Source organism: Streptomyces sp. NPDC101219 (assembly GCF_044767675.1).
Lineage (GTDB): Bacteria > Actinomycetota > Actinomycetes > Streptomycetales > Streptomycetaceae > Streptomyces.
This window is the reverse complement of the sequence record NZ_JBIWOK010000004.1, coordinates 339553-357646: the sequence shown is the minus strand read 5'-3', so window position 1 is coordinate 357646 and position 18094 is coordinate 339553. Positions and strand designations below refer to the sequence as shown.

Here is an 18094-nt window from a genome sequence, read left to right as displayed (position 1 = left end):
GCTACACGTTGACACCGTCAACGTGTGCGGGTGAGCGAGCTCAGTCTTCCTCGGACAGAGCCGCGCGCAGATCGGCCAGCGTCACCTGGCCCTCAGAGGTGTCGGCCAGCCAGAACGTCCAGCCGTTGGTCCCCGCTCCGATGGCGTTGGCGGCTCCGGACGGGGTGTCGTGGATCTGCTCGTCGATCCGGATGCGGCCCTGCTCGTCGACGACGGCCACCTGTTCGTGCTCCTCCCACGCGGGCGTGAGGACGGTTCCCGCGCTGATCAAGCCGGCGTCCAGGAGTTCCGACAACTTGATCCGGCGGGAGGGCAGCCTGCCCGCCGTGCGCTGCTCGGGCACGATCGACGGAGGGCTGTAGACGGGGCGGTAGGAGTCGCTCTCCAACTGCCCGAACGCGTCACGGACGACCTGTGCCATCAGAGCACGGCGAGCGGTGAGGAAGGTGTCGTAGTCCATCGACGGCCAGTCGTCCGGCAGTGCGTGCAGGTGACGCTGACGGGCCAGAACGTCGGCGGGCAGCGCCTTGGCGGTCAGCTGCGCGGGCCAGTACCGCGCCGGAGCCTGGTCGGAGATGGTGATGTTGTCGCTCCACTCCAGCAGTGCCATGTTGGCGATCTGGTTGATGCGCGTGCTCGTCGTGATCTTGAGCGAGTTCTGCAGGTACTTCCGGGGGAAGAGGTGGTGACGCTCGACGCCCTTGCGCGCGAGGATGGCCGGGTCGAGCCGGGTGCGCACTTTCACGTCGGACAGCAGGACGTCCGCGTCCAGGATGTTGAGGGCCGCGATGTACGCGAGCAGGGCGGGCGATTTGGCGGCGGAGCTGTTCAGCGTGTTGGGCAGGGTGATGGTCCAGAAGTCCGAGGTGAGGGTTTCCCGGACGACCCGGTCGAGGGTCGTGGCGTAACCGTCCGCGTCGCCGTGGGGGACGTCCCGCAGCAGGGCGAGATCATGCTCCATCTGGGACTCCACCGACCCGGTGTAACGGCCGGTGAGCTGGGCCATGAAGAACCAGCGTGCGATGACGGACCGGAGCCGGTCGAGGGGGACGTCGTAGCGGACGCGGCCGATCAGCCAGAGCGCGTAGCTGTACAGCAGGGCGTTCTGGCTGGAGATCATCTTCTCGCCGCGGAAGCCGGCGCGTTCCAGGCAGAGGAAGAATTCGTGCCAGTGCTGGATGTCGAGCACGTGCTGCTGCGCCTGCTGGAGCTGTTCGAAGCGTGCCTCGCGCTGCTCGGAGGACAGTTTCCCCGAGGCGTCCCGTCCGCGCAGGGTCGCGTACACCTGCTTGAGCACGGCGGAGTCCAGTCCGACGGCCGCGACCACACGCAGCAACTGGGGCGGCTTGGGCTTGATGTACCAGTTGAAGGGCGACGCACTGTGGAGAGCGGGAGTCCGCGACTGCCGGCAGAAGTCCTCCAGGTCACGGCGCCCTTCCTCCCAGAACACGGAGGTGAGCGTGAGGATGAAGTCCGCCTGATCGAGCTTCACGCCTTCGCTGTTGATGCGGACGAAGATCTCCGCGACCTGCTCCTCGTCGATGTCGGCCGAGAGCACCACCCCCTTGAACGGGTAGCTCTCCAGGTCGTGCAGCCGGTCGAGGGCGTCCTGGATTCGGTCCTCCTCGGCCTCGGTAAGGGGACGCTTGTCGTTGAGGCGGGCGAGGAAGTCACGGATAACCTTGCGACGCCCTGTGGCGGTGTCCCACAGCAGGCTGATGTCCGGGAGGTACTCGGGGTCCCTCTCGATGGCCGCATCGGTAACGGCGAAGGTGTCGTCGGAGGGGCGGAAGGCGAGTCGAACGCGCGTGGTGCGGTAGTCCTCCCTCACCACGGGCGTACCTGTCATGACGGCGAAGAGCGAGGTGAGGCGCTGCTGGCCGTCGACGATGAGCCGGCGAGCCGCCTCCGGCTTGGCCCCTTCGCCGATCTGCCGTGCGCCGGGCTCGATCCCGGTCTCCCAGAAGAGCAGGTAGCCGACCGGGAATCCCTTGTACATCGAGTCGAACAGCTCGCGCGCCTTTGCCGGCTGCCACACGTAGGGCCGTTGCAGGTCGGGGAGGGCGATCTCGCCGCGACGGATGTCGGTGATCAGGTCGGCTACCTGGTGGGTCGTGTCCTTGAACAGCACGGTGGCCATCGGCCGGGGTCTCCTCGGGAAGTGTGGATGAAACTGGCGGACTGTGGGATCAGCCGGTCATGGTGAACAACGCGGCGGCGGTCGCAGTTCCGGTACGTCGTCAGGTGTCGATTCGACCGCTTCCTCGCATCCTGACTCGGCGTCCCGGCTCTGCAATCGGCCGACGGCCCACTTCAGTCCCGCCCCGGCCAGGGTGAGGGCGAGGATGCCGGCAGTGGCCTCCACCGGTCCCTGCGTCCTGTAGTCGCCTCGTAAGTCGTCAGGCCCGCCCAGCTCCCCAGCCTCTTGGGTGAGCCGTGTCCAGTCATTTCCCATGACTCCACTCGATCTGTCCGGTGGTGCGGCTGCTCGACGGCAGCCGGCAGTCTCAGTCGCGCCCACGGCGCCGATGCCGCCAATACTGGTGGACTTTCAGCACCTCGTAGCTCCACGTCATCTGTTGCTGCGCCGCAGGGCCTGAGCAGGGCAGGCCGAGCTGCTCCGCGATCACCGGAAAACGGGGGTGCATCTGCCGGTCGCCGACCGTGAGGAGAGCGCCGAGAAGGGGCTCGCCCTCACGGCGCTCCTCGTCCACCAGCCACAGAATGACGCTCTGGTCGTCCCGGTGAAGTCGCGGCAGCCCGGGGAGGCGCCTGCTGATACGGGACCAGGTGGTGGTCGCGCCCATGCGGGCAGTCTGTTCCAACAGCGGGCGAAGCTCGGTGGCGATCTCCGACAGCTGACCGGTCCCCAGCAGGGGCGGCTCGTCACGACGAACCGGTGTCCGAGCACCGGAACCGGACGGCGGTGAGGTCGTGCGGTTCGCTGCGGTCTCCTTGGCAGGCTTCACCTCACGCCCCGGCGCATGATCATTCGCGCGCTTCTCGACAGGACGGCGACCAGGACGCACCCTGGAGCGCTGCCGGGGCGGCGACTCTTGCCGGGCATCGGACGTCGCCGCGCGTCGGTGCCCTTCCTCCTGCCAGGCCGGAGAGTTGAGTACCTTCTTGAATGCCTGGAGTTTCTCCCGCTGCTTCCTGGTCTCGCTGGGTGGCGCCTCGGACACCTGGGACCAGGCCAACCCGTAGAGGCTGGTCGCCTCGGCCACTGCGTGTCTTTCCACAGCTCGCTGAAGGTCCAGGAGGATGTGGTTGAGGTTCCGGTGGAGGCGAGCGACGTCCATGGCGGTGCGCACGGGGCGCCCGGTGGTCCTGCGACGGAAGTCCGTCTGCCAGCTCGAACCGCCGCTGAGACGTACCCGGTTCCGCGTCAAATCATCCCCCAACTCGCGGCACGCTGTGCGACTCTGTCCACGGCTCAGACGAGTGGACCGTCCTCCCTCGACGAGCACCGCGTACGCAGGCAACGCTAGAATGACTCGTTGGCAGTGTCAACAGATCGCGTGTTCCATGGTGTTGCTTGCGAGCTGCGCCGACCGGCTGTGTCGAGAGGCGTTCGATGCGGATCGAGTGACACGCGGCGCGGTGATTCAGCTATACCGTTCTGCTGGGACGTCAGACGCAGGCTGACGTGGGGATGAGTTGGGGGGACGATGATCGACTACCGCAAGGCGCCGAACGTTCCGGTCTGGACGCTGGCGACATGCGATGTCCAGGTGCCGGCCGTCATCGGGGACGGGCCGATGACGCCCGAGCGGCTGACCGAACTGCGCGGGGTGCTGGCCGCGTTGGCCGACCAGCCGATCGCCACGCTGGAGGCGCACCCGCTGCCCGAGAAGCTCGACCGCGGCCGTGGCATCCCGCTCGATGCCGCCAGCCCGTTGGCGCAGCACCTGTCGCGGCTCATCACCGAGTCGGGCAAGACGTCCGCCGCGGCGGCCAAGGTGACGGCCTCCGGCGGGATGCTTTGCCGCGTGGTGGTCCCGGCGAAGGTCGCCGAAGAATTCGGGCAGGGTCTGGTCCGCTGGATGGCGCCTAAGGGGTCGAAGGGCGGGTTCTACGGCACCCTCGTGAATTCGGCGACGGGGCAGATCGTCGCGAAGCCGACGTTCGTGCCGGTCAGTGGAGCGGCAGCGGCCGGCACGGTCGGCGGCGCGGGCGCGACCGCCGGCGCCGCGGCTGCGGGGGGCACGGTGCTCACCGTGGCCGCTCCGCTCGTGCTCATGGCGGTGGCCGTCGGGGTGAGCGCCCACGCCGACCGCAAGCGGCAGCAGGCCATCGAGCACATCACGGACCTCCTGGAACAGCTTCAGGCCGACAAGCTCGACGACGAGCACAGCGTACTCAACGGCTGCCGTCCCGCCATCGACAAGGCCACGGCCATCCTGCTCGACCAGGGCAAGCTCGGTGTCTCGCTGGGCCTCGACTCCGCGGTGCATGCCATCGACACGGCCCTGAGCAAGGCCGACATTCGTCTCTCCCGTTGGCAGGGCGCGCTCGACAAGCTGCCCGCCGGCGAGCCCGCCGAGATGGGCACGCTGACCGAGGCGTTCCCCGGCGTCGACGAACAGGGAGGTGTGTTCCGCACTCACCTCGAACTGGCCTCGCTGGCCATCGCGTTGAAGCGGCGCGTCAACGTCCTCCAGGCGGTGGAGCGAGCCCAAAGCGAGCCGGACAACCTGTTTGAGAACTTCGTCCGTGCTCTCAAGGACGACGAGCGGCGTCTCGAGGAGCTGGAGAAGGGCATCGCCGCCGTGCTGCTGCGTCTGTCGACGCTGGAGCTGGCCCGCCCGAGCAGCAAGCGCCCCGTCTTCACGACCGGTGAGGTCGACCGGCTGCTGCGTTCGGCGTACCAGCTTCGCAGCCTGGGCGACCGCGTCGCTCTCAACGGCCGCCCGACGGACGTGGCGATCGAGATCGCCCGCGACCGGGACGGCTCGGTGGTGGTGTTCCCCGCGCTGCCCGTGGAGGCATAGCCCTGCGGAGGGAGGGCGAGGGCGCGCGGCTCCGGCGCGATCGTGTGGCTCGGCGGGGAAGCCTGCCCGAAGTTCCGGCGTTCTGAGGAGTAATCAGGTTGATGGTGCTTAAGGTCACCGCATGGTGGGGTTGAGAACGCTGAAGGGGTACCTGCTCGAAGAGGTACTCGCCTGGTTGCTGAGATCGAGTGGATACCGTCTCCTGACGGAGGCGGACGACACGGCCAGACCTCCGTGGAAGGTGCTGGAAAAGCGCAAACACGGGCTGGTGGTCCGGGGACGGGGGGCCTGGCACCAGGCGGACGCTTTGGGCGAGTTCCCGTACGTCCCTCCGTTTTCGCTCCCGATCCGTCTGTTCGCCGAGGCCAAGTTCACCAGCTCTCCGGTCGGTCTCAGTGTCGTACGCAACGGCCACGGTGTAGTGCACGACCTGAACGCAGGCGAGGTCACCACGCTGAGCAATGGTGCGGGTCCTCGGCGCCCGAGGACGCGCTACCACTACAGTTACGCGATCTTTTCGACGTCAGGGTTCACGCGGGACGCGCAGGAGTTCGCGCTGGCCCATCAGATCTCGCTCATCGACCTGTCGCTGCGTGACTTCAACCCCCTGTGCAAGCTGGTGACGGACGCTGCCGAGGCGGTCTACGACGTGACCAAGTCGATGCCTCCGAGTCAGCGGCCCGCCGTGTACAGGATCCGCAACTACGTACGCCGCCACCTGCTGGACATGGACGAGGGTCCCGTGCCCAGCTCCGCCGCGGTGACTCGTCCGCTCGACACGCTGGTGACCGACGTGCAGCGTCTGCCGCTCGGACTCGTACTCGCCTTTCCCGCGGCTCCGTTCGTCCTCGGGCTCGTCTCCGACGACCTCGAGCATTTCTTCAGATACGCGCGGGCACATCCCACTCACGCGGTGCGCGTGCGCAGGAGCGAGCGGAGCGCAGGGCATCCCCTCTGGTTCCTCGAACCCCGTGAAGGACCTGCCTACACGCTGAGCTTCAGCCTCCCGGAGTACGTTGAGGACTGGATTCTCGACCAGGAAGAGGGGATCCGGTCCCGCACCCGTCGGACGGCGCGTGACCTGCTCTCCGCAATCACCGTCTACTGGGTCGGGGGCGGACACACCCACACCTTCCGGCTCCACTACGACCCGGACGAGTTCCGTGAGGTCAGTGGAAGGTCCAGAACGCCGTTCAGCGACATGGACCTCCTGTACTGATCCCGAGGCTGGTCGGCTTGGTGTGATCGAGGCCGTGCTGCCAGGGACCGGTGTCAAGCAGGTCCGCCCGGACGGTCTTGCCGCTGGGTGGATAGGGGACGCAGTCCCAGTGGTCGGCGAGGGCGGTGACGAGGGTCAGGCCCCGTCCGGTGGTGCCGAGTGGGTCGGTGTCCGCGAGGCGGGGGAGTGGACGGAGGTCTCCGCGGGCGTCGCTGACCTCGATACGGAGGCGACCGGCTACCGGGTCGAGGGCGAGCGTGAGCCGGAAGCAGCGGCCCGGCACGCGCCCGTGCAGCACGGCGTTGGCGGTCAGTTCCGCGACGACGAGTTCGGCACGCTCCATGAGGTCCTGCGAGACGCCCCAGGAACGCAGTTCGGTCACTGCGAGGAGCCGCGCGAGACGGGCGCCGCGCCGTGTGGAGGACAGGAGCTGGGTGAAGGCGCCGACGGGGGCACCGATGTGGGGTGTTGCCTGGTTCATGGTGTCAGCGTGGCGGGCGCGGACGGGCGGAGGCGAGTACCGAGCCCCGTACGCTGAGTGAGCGTACGGAGCCGGAGCGTCCGGTCTATTCGAGCGCACGCACAGGGCCGTTGGGGAAGCACGCGGTCGGGGAGCGCATCCCCACGGCGAGGGTGTACGCGGGGCGTACGAGGGAGCAGCCGTACGAGATGTCGGCGCCCGACGCGCAGGCGTGCGGCGGGGGCGTCCATCAGCCGGCCCCGGTACGCGGAGTGACGGCAGACGTCCGTGCGCTTCCGGAAGAGGTGTTCACGAGGCGGTGGCGATCGGCCCCCGAGCGGGCCGCACCCCGGAGTGGGGCGCGGCCGGGAGCGCGTCCATGGTGTCCAGTTGGCCGTGCGCCTCGGGCTCCTCAGCTCCTGGTGGGGCTTTCGGTGTGCTCCGAGCTCTGGGCGGGCGCGGGGACGCGGTCGGTGGTGGAGGGGGCGGCGAAGACCTCGTCGAGGGTGGTGGCGTCGATGGCGCGGTCGAACCAGAGATCCAGGAGCGGCGCGTCCGCGCAGGCGGTGACGCGCTGTCGCGTCTCTTCCGTCAGCGAGAGGCCGCGGCGATCCATCAGGTGCAGCAGTCGCTCGGCCTTCTCTTTCACGCGTCCTTCCTCGCGTCCTTCCTCGCGTCCTGCGAGGCGAGCGTCGCCCACGATGGTGCCTCGCCTGGGGGTGAAGAGGGTCTCCATCACGTTCCTCCAAAATTTCCGGGCGTGTTCACTGCCCAAGCCGTCCTCGATCAGTCCCGCCAGGTCGTCCCGTGCTTCGCGGTCCGAGTCCTGGGCCAGGGCCTCGCCCATGACCGTCAGTATGCCCTCGATGTCCGGGTCGTTGCTGTGGATCCACAGACAGAACGCGGCGAAGTCGAGGTCCGTCAGGGCGTCCTCGATCCGGCTCACCCGCGGGACGTTGGCCGGGCCCAGTACGTGAGGCACGGTCACCTGGGTGGGGCGTCCCAAGCCGGTGCGCAGAGGTGTGGCCGCCCACGCCGCTGTCGCCGTGTCCACGCACAGGACCAGCAGGACGACCTCGAGTTTGTACCGGTCACGCAAGTACGCGACGTAGTACGGCCAAGAGGTCTCCTTCTTCGCCTCGACGCCGGTCTGCGCCTCGACCAGGAGGATGAACGGATCGCGCCCGTCGGGAGGGACCACCCTCAGCACGGAGTCCATCTGTCGGGCGAACATCTTCGGGGCACCGGACGCGTCCGTGGGGAGGGTCTCGGTGGTGACACCGGGCGGGATCCCGAGGTCCAGGAGGTCCAGCGCACGGTTCAGCGCTTTCGGACGTCCCGGCAGGAAGCCGTGCAGGGTGTCGTGACTGACGTTGGGCATGACGTGAAACTATGCGCGAGGCAAGAACATTCGTCGGTCTTTGAGATGTGATCACCCGTTTGGTGGAACTTGCTGGGGTCACACCGAGGAGCGCGATCAGGAGTGCGGGTGTCGGGTCTGCTCTACGCGCAGGGGCAGGTCAGTGCGGGGGCCGCGCGGTTGGGGGAGCAGGTGACCACGGCGAGGGCGAGGTACGACGGGCGTTCGAGGTAGTGGCCGTACGAAACGTCGGCGCCCGCGTGCAGCCGTTCGGCCGCGGCGTCCACCAGCCGGGCCAGGCGCGCGGTGTCCCGGTCGTGCTCCGAGGCGAACCGCGGGGCGTACTCGGCCAGTCGCTCGCCCAGCCAGGCCGCCGCCTCCTTCGCCTCCTCCCAGGTCCCCCGCACCAGCGAGGGGGGCTTGACGAGCCAGTACGCCGTCTCCAGGGGCGGGAGGTCCGACGTGCGGAACTCCGCGGCGACTTGGCGGTAGCGCTCGATCAGTTCCGGCCTGCTCCCGGCCGGGGGCGGATCGGGGTGCGGGGGCCGCCGCAGGGCCTCGTCGTCGAAGCGCGTCTTGGGGCCGGTCCAGAGGTAGGCGTGGTGGTGCACGTGTTGCTCCCGGAGGGCGGGGCGGAGCGCCGGCCGGACGCGGGTGGGACCCGGTCCGGCCGGCGACAGGGGAGGAGAGGGAGGAGGGTCAGGCGCCGAGGCCGAAGCGGACCGGGTCGATACCGGCGGCGTCCAGTTCCTCCGTGGTGAACCGCAGGGGCGCTGCGTCCGGCCGCTTGCTGTCGCCCAGCGCCCAGGCGTCCTCACCGATCCGGGCCAGGGTCACGCACCCCTCGGTGCAGGGGCCGCCGCACGCCTTCGTGAACGAGGCCGCGCTGATGTCGAGGGCGTAGAGGTTGGTTCCGTTCCGCATGACTGCACCTTCCAGCTCGTCCGACGCGGCCGGGTCCGGCCGCCGCCGCCCATGGCGGGCGGGAGTGCACGGAGGGGGCGGGCCGCCTGGTGTTTCCGCAGGTGAGCGGCGGATACGGACAGCTCGTCCCGGATCTCCGTGACCTCAGAGTGGCGGTCGGACGGGGGCGGGGACGAGTGTGGCACCCCGTACGCTGAGTCAGCGTACGGACACGAAGAGTGGACGGTACGTCTGATGATCCGCCAGTCTTGGGGTGGACGCGGGCGGCGGAAGAGACGGCCTCCGCGGTGCGGTGCGGAGGCGAGGAAAGGGGCGGCGGATGGACGTGGTCGGGGTCGAGGGGGAGGCGGCGGCCGGGAGCGCCGGCGGTGTGCGGGCGGTTCCGGCGGGGCCGGTGGGGGAGTGCGAGCGGGAGCCGCATCCGTCGGACAGCCTGCGGACGTTCGGGGCCGTCGTCCAGGCGCTGCGCGAGCACGCGGGGCTGAGCCGGGCCGACCTCGGCGCGAGGGTCCAGTACTCGAAACACACGGTCGAGTCGGTGGAGTTGGGGCGCCGGATGCCGGACGAGGCGTTCGTGGAGCGGGCGGAGGAGGCGCTGGGCAACACCGGTGCGCTGCGGAAGGCCGCGCGGCATCTGACGCGGGGGGAGGCGGGGCTCGCGGCGTGGTTCCGGCGGTGGGCGCGGCTGGAGCGGGAGGCGGTGAGCCTGTGTACGTACGAGTGCCGGTTGGTTCCGGGGTTGTTGCAGTCGGAGGGGTATGCGCGGGCGGTGTTCGAGGGCACGATCCCGCTGCGGACGGACGAGGAGTTGGAGGTGCAGCTCGCCGCACGGATGGAGCGGCAGGTGATGATGCGGGAGCGGCCGACGGTGCCGTTCAGCTTCATCGTCGAGGAGCACGTGTTCCGGCGGCAGTTCGGTGACGCCGAGGCAATGCGCGGGCTGATGGACCACGTCCTTGAGCTGACGGCTCCGCGTAACGTGACGCTCCAGGTGGTGCCGGTGGAGGCGCGGTTGCATGCGTGTCTGGATGGGCCCTTGCAGATTCTGGAAACCTTGGAGGGGCGGCGGCTTGCTTACTCCGAGGGGCAGAAGAACGGGCGGTTGATCTCCGACGCGAAAGAGGTGACCGTGCTGTGCCAGCGCTATGACACACTGCGCTCGCAGGCCCTGAATCCCACAGACTCCCGGGACCTGTTGGAGCGACTGCGAGGAGAGCTATGAGCAGCGGTACGTCGGAACTCGCCTGGTTCAAGTCCAGCTACAGCGGCAGCGAGGGCGACAGCTGCGTGGAGGTCGCGATCACCGAGCAGGCCATCCACGTACGGGACTCCAAGGACGTGACCCGCCCGTCCTTCGCCGTCGGCCGTGAAGGCTGGGGGCAGTTCGTACGGTACGCGTCGGAGCGATGAACGACTTGGGGGCGTGCCGTCCGCTGGGGTAGCGGGTGGCACGCCCTCACCGCGTCTCGTTCGTGGGGCCGTACCCGAGGGCCGCGCGGTTGATGAACCGGTCACCGAGGTCGCGTACGGGCGCGGGCTTCGGCTGCTTGGCAGTGCTCTTCGCCGTGGGCTTCTTCGGGGCTGGCTTCTTGCCGCCCGCCCGCTTGGTCGCTGTCGCCTTCGCCTGCTTGGCTTTCTTCGCGGCCGGCGTGTTGCGCGCGGCGAACCTCTTGCGGGCCGCTGCGAGTCTCTCGCGTTCCGAAACCGCTACGTTGGCGGGAAGGGCGTCGGCAAGGACACGGGCCCGGCTGAGCGCGTAGCGCGCCGCACTCCAGTTCTTTTTGTTGATGGCCATGTTCGCCAGGCTGATGGCCTGCTGCAAGGCTCTGATCTTCGCGGGCTGCTTCCGAGGTATCTCGGACTCGGCCCCGCTGCTGCGCTTCTGCCCGGCGGCTCGGGTACGCCAATCCGTACCTGAGCTCAGGACGACGACCGACCGAGGGTTGCTGCTCTGGTTTACGCGTACCACGTGCGTTGTTCCTTGGTTGAGCGGTGGGACAGGCCCCGGGGTGGCCACCAGGCGGGGCCACCCCAGGGGAGGGTCAGTCGTGGCGGGGGCCCTGACCAGGAGGCGGGGTGAGGGTGGACTGGTAGGTACCGGACTCGCCCTCGATGAGCGGGTTCTCCAGGGTCAGGCCAGCGACAGCCATGCGGTCGTACTCGGCGAGGATCAGATTCTTGGTGCGGTACTCGCCGTGTGCCTTCATGTCGTTGTCGCGGGTGACGTTGAAGGTGTCCAGGATGTAGGCGGCGTCGTCGCGATTGATCCCGTAGAGGTGGAAGAAGAAGGCATCCAGCTCGGCGCGGATCACGGCGCGGCGGTCTTCGTCCCAAACGAAGGGGGTGCCGGTGTCGCCGAGGTCGCGGGCGAAGGGAGTCATGTCGTAAGCGGTATACGTGAGTTCGAGGACCCGAGGGTGGACGAACGATGTGTGCGCTTCGGCGTTGAAGGGAGCGAGAAAGGGAAGCTGCGCAAACTGAAAGAAGTTCAGGTTTGTTCCGCCCAGCTTCTGGCGGAGGGCATAGTCCAATACAAGGCTGATCGAGTTCGCGTAGAGGGTGAATGGTGAAGCAGAACAACTCGGCAGCACAATATTTCCGGAGTCGCCGAGTCCACCCTTCGGGAAGACGTAGGAGATCAGCGTCCGTTCATCCGAGGCCCGGCAGATCTTGCGGAACCCGATTACCCATTCGCGATTCCATCCCTTGTCGGTCAGTCGTGAAGTGATACCAGGATCTTTTTGTTCCCTGCCCTGCTTGTCGAACTTACCGTTGGGGGTGTCCTGTTCTGGAACCCAGTAGCGAGGCAGTGGAGAGTTGGTTGGCTCTTGATGCTGGTCGAGTGTAAGGCGGGGCAGCGTGCCCACCGCGAGCTGCTTCTCTGTTGCGCCTTCATAGGTGGAAAAGCGATGGTCGTAATGGTGGAGCATTTTCGCCTCGTAGAGCGGCAAAAGGCGTTCCTCACCACGCACCAGGATATTGCCCTCTAGCTCCCATCCCTCCTTAAGGAGATCGCCGTAGGTCTCGCCGTTCTGCGCGTCGGGGCGGAAGAGGTGGGAGTCGCCGGACATGTGGAACATAGTCATGAAAGTGATGTCCCAAGGATTGCCAGCCGCTCCCTTGGCCTCGTCGATCAGGATCGGGACGCGACGGTAGATGCCGAGGGTGATCTCAGCATCACGGCGGTTGCGGAACACAGGACATGTGCCGGTGTTCGGGTTGAGCAGCTGAATGTCGCGGCCGGTCAGGGTGTAGGCGCGCTCGGTAATCTGCGCCACCTGGCGAACCCGGAAGGCGATGGAGATCGGTGAGTCGGGGGAACCTGAACCTGTCATGCAGAACAGGGCGAAGTTAACGCTGTGGTGAACGCCAGGGAAGACCTTTTCCTCGTTCTCGAAACCGTAGAGCGCAGCCAAGTGGCCTTTTGTTACTAGGTCCTTGAAGAAGAACTGCGTTGTCGCATCCGTCGCGATCCCTGTTGGAACGATCACGCCTGTCCGGCCACGAGGGCCCGTGAGCGCACGGTCCGTCTCCGTGAAGACCGCGTACGTGTTGATGTCGCCGCGCCCCGTCAGGGGGAAGCGGTTGCTCATTCGCAGGAAGTGGCTCTCGCCCTCCGCGCGACGCTTGGCCGCACCGAACTCAGCGAACAAGCGCATGCCGTCCGGGTCGTTACTCAGGGCGGCGATGAGCTTCTTGCGGGCCGCCGCATTCTTCGCCTCAGCGATCTCAGGGGAGCGCTGAGCGAAGAACTCCTGCTCCTGGAGCTTGACCCGCTCCCACGGCGGATTCCCCACCACCGCGTCGAACCCGCCGGCCCATCCCGTCCCCGGCTGGACGCTCGCCCCCGACTCCGAAACCGCGAACACCTCCGGGAACTCAAGGTGCCAGTGGAAGAAGCGGTACTGCTTCCGCAGCTCCCGGATTTTGGCATGGGTAGCCTCCGGTGCCCCGGACCGGTTGCGGCTCCGTAGCGCGCGGAACACCTGGTCGGTCGGGGCCTCGGGGGTGCCGTCGTGCTTGGGCCAGACGAACGCGGCGCACCATGCGTCGGCGGCGTGCAGGTCGTCAGCGTAGGCGGACGACTCCCTGTGGGCACGGTAGGCGGACTCCTGCGCCCGCACCTGCATCAGCAGATCGGATGGGGCCGTGGTGATACGAGCGATTTCGGCAGCGTAGATCTCGTTGCTGGGCAGGGTGTCCGTGTCGAAGGTCAGCTCGTCTTGGCCCCCGCGCTGAATCTTGTTGCGCTTGATGAGGCCCGCCGCATACTTGCGGTCGTCGCCCTCGATTGGCTTGAACGCCTCGTCCGGGACACCGTCCGCCAGCAACTTCGGCGTCGCGCCGATCAGCCCATTGCCGTGCTTAACGTGAGCGTCGAGGAAGCCGAGGGCCTTACCCGGTTCCATGGCCTCCAGCCACAGCGACACCTTCGCCAGCTCCACGGCCATCGGGTTGAGGTCCACGCCGTAGATACAGCGCGCGACGACCTCGTGCAGCGCATGCCGCACCGCGTCGACCGTAGGCTCCGGGTTGCGCTCCCGCACCGACGCAACCCGCTTGGCGATACGCCGAGCTGAAGCGACGAGGAAGTGCCCAGACCCACAAGCCGGGTCGCAGACCGTCAGGGACAGCAGCTCGTCGACGATGTCGTCGGCCGGGTCAGGACGGCCGGCCTCCGTGGCCCGCTGCTCGCCGCGCTTGACCGCGTCGTCTATGACCGGATCCAGCGTCGTGTCCAACAGGCACTCGATCAGCGACGACGGAGTGTAGTAACTCCCCGTCGTCTTCCGGCTGTTGCCCGCGACCTCGATCAGCTCGAACGTCCGGTCCGTCGCCGAGTGCTTCGGCTCCAGCTCCAGCAGCGACTCGTAGACCGAGCCCAGCTCCTCCGCGTCCAGGTGCCGGTAGTCCACCGACCGCCACCGCCGCGCACCCGGGTCCCGCACCTGCGCAAGGTGCCGCACGGCAGCCAGCAGCGACTCGTTGGACAGCTTCAGCCCGTCCAGCGGCGCGTCAGCCTCAGTGTGCGTGAACAGACCACCGAGACCGGGCAGCCCTAGCTCAGGACGGCCCTCTTCCTTCCCCAGCGCGTCGAGGACGATCCGCAGCGCCTCGTACTGGTCACCGTGCGCCGTCCCCTGCCGCCGCCGGGCCCGCTCCCGCAGCCGCGCCGACGAGAAGTACCGCTCGTACGCCTCCCGCTGCCGCTCACTGGCGTTCGGGTCGAGCAGAGCGTCCCGGTCCTCGGCCACAAACACGAACAACAGCCGATACACCAGCCGCAGCAACGCATCCCGCAGCGCCTTCGGGTCCACGTCCTCCCGCAGCCGCACGTTCTCCGGATGCCGCAGGAACCCGGTCCCGAGCACGGTCAGCGCGTTCTGCACGCCCAGCCGCAGCTGGTCCAGCGCCCGCGCGCCCGAAGTGACGGCCTCCGTCCGCCACTTCTCCAGCCAGCACCCGGCCGGCGCCGCCCCCTCCGGCACCGCGAACCGCGAAGCATGGAGCACGCAGTACAGCAGCACGAACTCGCTGAACAGCTCCCCGTCGAAGATCGCCTCAAGGTCGAACTCGACGTAGGCCGCCGTCGCGAAGGACGACGAGTCGCGCAGCAGCCGCAGCCGGCGCCCGTTCGTGAGCACCGCCCACAGGTGGGCCTCGGTCCGGTTCAGGCAGTCCTGGAGCATCGACTGCGCCGGGACCTGACCGGCCGCCGGACGCTTGTCCAACTCCTGGTTCCACGGCACCAGATGCACCAGCGCCGGACCGTGCCGGTGCGACACCGGGAACCGCTTCTCCGCATCCGAATCGGCCGGGATCCCCGCCGCCCCGACCTCCGTCAGCGCACCGAAGTCCAGCTTGCGGAACAACTGGGCGAGCCAGTCGGAGCCGGCCCGCCCCGTCGGGTCGGCGGACGGCGCGCCCGTGACCGGGTCCGAGGGCAGCGCGGCACGCAGCTCGCGCCACAGCGGCTTGAGGTACTCCCAGGCACGCTCGGCCTCGTCCCGCACGGGGACGGACGCGGGCAGGCCGTAGTCGGCGGGCTTGGTGCCCGGCAGGTTCCGCGCCTCGGCGATGCGCAGCAGCATGTCGGCGGGGAGGAGTCCGCCGACCGTGGTGACGGCGGTGAAGGCCAGGGCGGTGCGGGTGGCGGCGGCGGACATCAGGCTTCGGCTCCGGACACGGTAGAGGCGGCGGGGGCGGCGGGCGGCACGTAGACGTACACGCCGAGGACGTCGGCGGGCTCCTGCGGGACGACCTTCAGGCCGCGGACGATCTCCTCGTTGGCCTTGCGCACGCGGCGGTGCGAGGCGTCGAGTTCGGCGGCCAGGCGGGTGCCGTACTCGGTGAGGTGGTCGGCGAGGCCGGGCAGGCCCTCCAGCGCGCGGGTGATGGACTTGCGGGCGGCCAGCTCGTGGGTGTTGGCGGTGGCGCGGGCGCCGAGCAGCGCGGCGGCCGTGTCGTCGTCCAGCCAGCGGGCGCGCTGCGGCAGACCCTCGTAGGCCAGCAGCCGCGCGTCCTCGGCGACCACCTGCCGCTCACCCGAACGGGACGGCAGAGTCAGGTGGAATCGGTAGCGGACCAGCAGCAGCGTCGTGCGGACGCTCACCGCGTCCGTCGTCACCACACCGCAGCGGCGGGCCGGGCGCGGACCCATCGCCTTCGCGTCCAGCGCCGAGTCCAGGACGTACGAGGCGACGGCCCCGATCGCCGGATCGGTGCGGACGAGGGCGGCCTCGCCGCGGCCGATCGCCGGCGTGGTGCGGAACGGGATCTCGCGGTCCTCCTCGACCAGCCGGTTGCCCAGCGTGGCCGCGAGCGCGTCCCGCAGCCCGGCCGGGGTGCCGCCGACCTGCGCGGTGAAGTCACCGCTGCCGTCCCGCGGATCGCGCACGAGCGCGTCCAGGTCCCGCAGCGCCTCCAGCGTGAACTCGCGCACCTCCTCCGCACCGCCGAGCGCGGCCCGTACGGCGGCCACCTCGCGGGCCACCTCCTCCGGGTGGATGGCCCGCTGCGCGTACTTGGAACGGGAGGTCTTCTCCCGTTCGGCCGCCGACGTCCACTCCCGCTCGATGCGGTCGAACGACTCCTGGTGGGCGTCCATCTCGAACAGGCTCTCCTGGCTGCCCTGCCGGCCGTGCAGCAGCAGCCACTCGACGACGGCGTCCGTGACGCCGCTCGCGGTCTCGTCGGGGACGGAGACGGAGATGCCGAGGTCCTTCTTGATCTGGCGGTGCTTCTTGAAGAGCACCTCCAGGACCTTGCCGTCGATGCCGTTGTCCTCGCCGTACATCGTGATGACGCGGACCTGGTCACGCTTCTGCCCGTACCGGTCGACGCGGCCCTCGCGCTGGTCGTGACGGGTCGGGTTCCACGCCAGGTCGTAGTGGACGACGGCGTCGAAGTGGTGCTGGAGGTTGACGCCCTCGGAGAGGCAGTCGGTGGCGATCAGCATGCGCCGCACGGACGGGTCGCCGCCCTCCTCGGCGGCGAGCTGCTCGATCCGCTCCAGGCGCTGCTGCGGGGAGAGCGTGCCGGTCACGGCGGCGATCCTCGTCCTCTTGCCGAGCTTGCCGTCCAGCTGCTGGGCGAGATAGTCGGCCGTGGGGATGTAGCGGCAGAAGACGATCGGGTTGTAGCCCTGCCCGATCAGGTCCTTCAGGTGCTTGGTCAGCGCTTTCAGCTTGGCGTCCCCCGCCGGGCCCATCAACTCCTCGGCACGCCCAGCGAGTTCGAGCAGGCGGGCGCCCGCGTCCTCCGACTCGGCGGCGCCGGGCGCGACGTCCATGCCCTCGTGCCGGTCGTTCTCGGCGGAGTCGGCGGCCACCGGGGCGCCCAGCACGTCCGCCTCGTGCGCGGTGCGGGCGGTGGCGGACTCGGAGCGGGTCTTCAGGGTCTGGGCGGCGGCGGCCGGGGACGACACCATGGAACGCAGCAGGGCGATCACCGACCACCAGGCGATGCGGGCCTCCCGCTTGCCCTGCTCGCCGGCCGCGGAGACGCGGTCCGCGGCGTAGGCGATCGCGTCGTCGAGGAGCGCCCGGTAGGCGGGCGTCAGCTTGTACGGCTCGTCCTTCGTCCAGCGGTCGGACGGGAACGCGGACCGCTCCGCCAAAGAGTCGTCGGCGAGGCCGTCCTCCTTGGTGAGGTAGTCGCGCACGTCGGCGCGCTTGCGGGCCACGAAGTGCTCGGCGAGCTTCGCCCGGCCCGCCGGCGTCTCCAGGTCCAGCGTCGCCAGCTCGGGCCGCACCAGGCCGAGCAGGTTGCGGAACGCGGACTCCTTGCCGGAGTGCGGGGTCGCCGTCAGCAGCAGCAGATGGCGGTCGTCGTCGGCGGACACCTTCCGCAGCAGCTCGTAGCGGAGCTGGTTCGTCGCGGAGGACGCGCCGCCCTGCGCGGGGTCGTCGGCGGCCACACAGGTGTGCGCCTCGTCGACGATGACGAGGTCGGGGCAGTGCTTGACGAAGTCCTCACGGTGCCGGGTCGACTTGATGAAGTCCGTCGAGATGATCGTGAACGGATGCCGGTCGAACAGCGACTGGCCCAGCTCCAGGTTCCGCTCCAGGCGCGACACCGTGGACGCCAGCACCAGTTCCGCGTCGATGCCGAACTTCTCCCGCAGCTCGCCCTGCCACTGCTCGGCCAGCGCGGGGGAGCACAGCACCGCCAGCCGGGTCGCCTCGCCCTGCGCCAGCAGCTCCTTGGCGATCAGCCCCGCCTCGACGGTCTTGCCGATACCGACGTCGTCCGAGATTAGCAGCCGTACCGTGCGCTGCCGCAGCGCCATCAGCAGCGGCACCAGCTGGTAGGCGCGGGGTTCGACGGCGATCGACGCCAGCGAGCGGAACGGGCCCGCGCCCGACCGGAAGCCGATGCGCAGCGCCGTGCGCAGCAGACCGGCGGCGCGCTGGTCGCCCAGGTCGTCCGGGCTCGGCGCGGCGAACTCCGCGGGGCGCACCTCCTCGAACGAGGGGAAGACGGCCGCGATGTCGTCCTCGCTCCCGCCCAGCGGGCGCAGCACCAGCATGTCGGGGGCGCTCTCGGGCAGCACCACCCATTCCCGGCCACGGGCCGCGACCAGCGAGCCGGCTGTGTACGTGAGGCTCATGGGATGTCTCAGTTCCTCGGGTCGA

The 18094-nt window shown here is 68.9% G+C and carries 13 protein-coding genes; 4 read left to right on the top strand and 9 right to left on the bottom strand.

The features are described 5' to 3' along the window. Window positions 1-40: 40 nt before the first annotated feature. Complete coding sequence (locus tag ACIRPP_RS10285) at window positions 41-2140, bottom strand: DUF262 domain-containing protein (RefSeq protein ID WP_403639753.1); 2100 nt, start codon at window positions 2138-2140, stop codon at window positions 41-43. A gap of 367 nt (window positions 2141-2507) precedes the next feature. After that, window positions 2508-3227 carry a hypothetical protein gene (locus tag ACIRPP_RS10280; protein ID WP_403639750.1) on the bottom strand — a complete coding sequence of 240 codons (720 nt, stop codon included), beginning with the start codon at window positions 3225-3227 and terminating at the stop codon, window positions 2508-2510. 444 nt (window positions 3228-3671) lie between these two features. Here ACIRPP_RS10280 and ACIRPP_RS10275 point away from each other — a divergent pair, with 444 nt between their 5' ends. Beyond that, window positions 3672-4994 carry a hypothetical protein gene (locus ACIRPP_RS10275; RefSeq protein WP_403639747.1) on the top strand — a complete coding sequence of 441 codons (1323 nt, stop codon included), beginning with the start codon at window positions 3672-3674 and terminating at the stop codon, window positions 4992-4994. A 121-nt stretch (window positions 4995-5115) separates the two neighbouring features. Next, complete coding sequence (locus ACIRPP_RS10270; RefSeq protein ID WP_403639744.1) at window positions 5116-6213, top strand: hypothetical protein; 1098 nt, start codon at window positions 5116-5118, stop codon at window positions 6211-6213. Here the strand turns inward: ACIRPP_RS10270 and ACIRPP_RS10265 are convergent. From ACIRPP_RS10265 to ACIRPP_RS10250, 4 genes are all read right to left on the bottom strand, one after another. Next, window positions 6188-6694, bottom strand: a complete 507-nt coding sequence (locus ACIRPP_RS10265; RefSeq protein ID WP_403639741.1) for an ATP-binding protein — start codon at window positions 6692-6694, stop codon at window positions 6188-6190. The genes ACIRPP_RS10270 and ACIRPP_RS10265 overlap by 26 nt on opposite strands. Window positions 6695-7085: 391 nt before the next feature. After that, on the bottom strand, window positions 7086-8054 hold the full coding sequence (locus tag ACIRPP_RS10260; RefSeq protein WP_403639738.1) for a hypothetical protein: 969 nt from the start codon (window positions 8052-8054) through the stop codon (window positions 7086-7088). A gap of 122 nt (window positions 8055-8176) precedes the next feature. Continuing rightward, complete coding sequence (locus ACIRPP_RS10255; RefSeq protein ID WP_403639735.1) at window positions 8177-8644, bottom strand: hypothetical protein; 468 nt, start codon at window positions 8642-8644, stop codon at window positions 8177-8179. Window positions 8645-8732: 88 nt separating this feature from the next. Then, a complete protein-coding gene (locus tag ACIRPP_RS10250; protein WP_403639732.1) occupies window positions 8733-8957 on the bottom strand; it encodes a DUF397 domain-containing protein in 225 nt (74 codons plus the stop codon). A 319-nt stretch (window positions 8958-9276) separates the two neighbouring features. Between ACIRPP_RS10250 and ACIRPP_RS10245 the strand changes: the two genes are divergently transcribed. Together ACIRPP_RS10245 and ACIRPP_RS10240 are read left to right on the top strand one after the other, a co-directional pair. After that, window positions 9277-10179: a Scr1 family TA system antitoxin-like transcriptional regulator gene (locus tag ACIRPP_RS10245; protein ID WP_403639729.1), complete on the top strand. Its 903-nt coding sequence runs from the start codon at window positions 9277-9279 to the stop codon at window positions 10177-10179. After that, window positions 10176-10367, top strand: a complete 192-nt coding sequence (locus tag ACIRPP_RS10240) for a DUF397 domain-containing protein (RefSeq protein WP_403639726.1) — start codon at window positions 10176-10178, stop codon at window positions 10365-10367. Before ACIRPP_RS10245 ends, ACIRPP_RS10240 begins: the two co-directional genes overlap by 4 nt. 46 nt (window positions 10368-10413) lie before the next feature. Here ACIRPP_RS10240 and ACIRPP_RS10235 read toward each other — a convergent pair whose 3' ends face one another. From ACIRPP_RS10235 to ACIRPP_RS10225, 3 genes are all read right to left on the bottom strand, one after another. Next, a complete protein-coding gene (locus ACIRPP_RS10235) occupies window positions 10414-10779 on the bottom strand; it encodes a hypothetical protein (protein WP_370405020.1) in 366 nt (121 codons plus the stop codon). A gap of 220 nt (window positions 10780-10999) precedes the next feature. Beyond that, on the bottom strand, window positions 11000-15124 hold the full coding sequence (locus ACIRPP_RS10230; RefSeq protein WP_403639722.1) for an Eco57I restriction-modification methylase domain-containing protein: 4125 nt from the start codon (window positions 15122-15124) through the stop codon (window positions 11000-11002). Continuing rightward, the gene (locus tag ACIRPP_RS10225) at window positions 15124-18069 is read right to left on the bottom strand and encodes a DEAD/DEAH box helicase (RefSeq protein ID WP_403639719.1); all 2946 of its coding nucleotides are present in this window, start codon (window positions 18067-18069) and stop codon (window positions 15124-15126) included. The genes ACIRPP_RS10230 and ACIRPP_RS10225 overlap by 1 nt, the downstream gene beginning before the upstream one ends. Window positions 18070-18094: the final 25 nt, after the last annotated feature.

Coding starts and splice junctions, on each gene's coding strand:
- ACIRPP_RS10285 (WP_403639753.1), bottom strand. CDS start 2,140: ATGGCCACCGTGCTGTTCAAGGACACGACCCACCAGGTAGCCGACCTG.
- ACIRPP_RS10275 (WP_403639747.1), top strand. CDS start 3,672: ATGATCGACTACCGCAAGGCGCCGAACGTTCCGGTCTGGACGCTGGCG.
- ACIRPP_RS10270 (WP_403639744.1), top strand. CDS start 5,116: ATGGTGGGGTTGAGAACGCTGAAGGGGTACCTGCTCGAAGAGGTACTC.
- ACIRPP_RS10265 (WP_403639741.1), bottom strand. CDS start 6,694: ATGAACCAGGCAACACCCCACATCGGTGCCCCCGTCGGCGCCTTCACC.
- ACIRPP_RS10260 (WP_403639738.1), bottom strand. CDS start 8,054: ATGCCCAACGTCAGTCACGACACCCTGCACGGCTTCCTGCCGGGACGT.
- ACIRPP_RS10250 (WP_403639732.1), bottom strand. CDS start 8,957: ATGCGGAACGGAACCAACCTCTACGCCCTCGACATCAGCGCGGCCTCG.
- ACIRPP_RS10245 (WP_403639729.1), top strand. CDS start 9,277: ATGGACGTGGTCGGGGTCGAGGGGGAGGCGGCGGCCGGGAGCGCCGGC.
- ACIRPP_RS10240 (WP_403639726.1), top strand. CDS start 10,176: ATGAGCAGCGGTACGTCGGAACTCGCCTGGTTCAAGTCCAGCTACAGC.
- ACIRPP_RS10230 (WP_403639722.1), bottom strand. CDS start 15,124: ATGTCCGCCGCCGCCACCCGCACCGCCCTGGCCTTCACCGCCGTCACC.
- ACIRPP_RS10225 (WP_403639719.1), bottom strand. CDS start 18,069: ATGAGCCTCACGTACACAGCCGGCTCGCTGGTCGCGGCCCGTGGCCGG.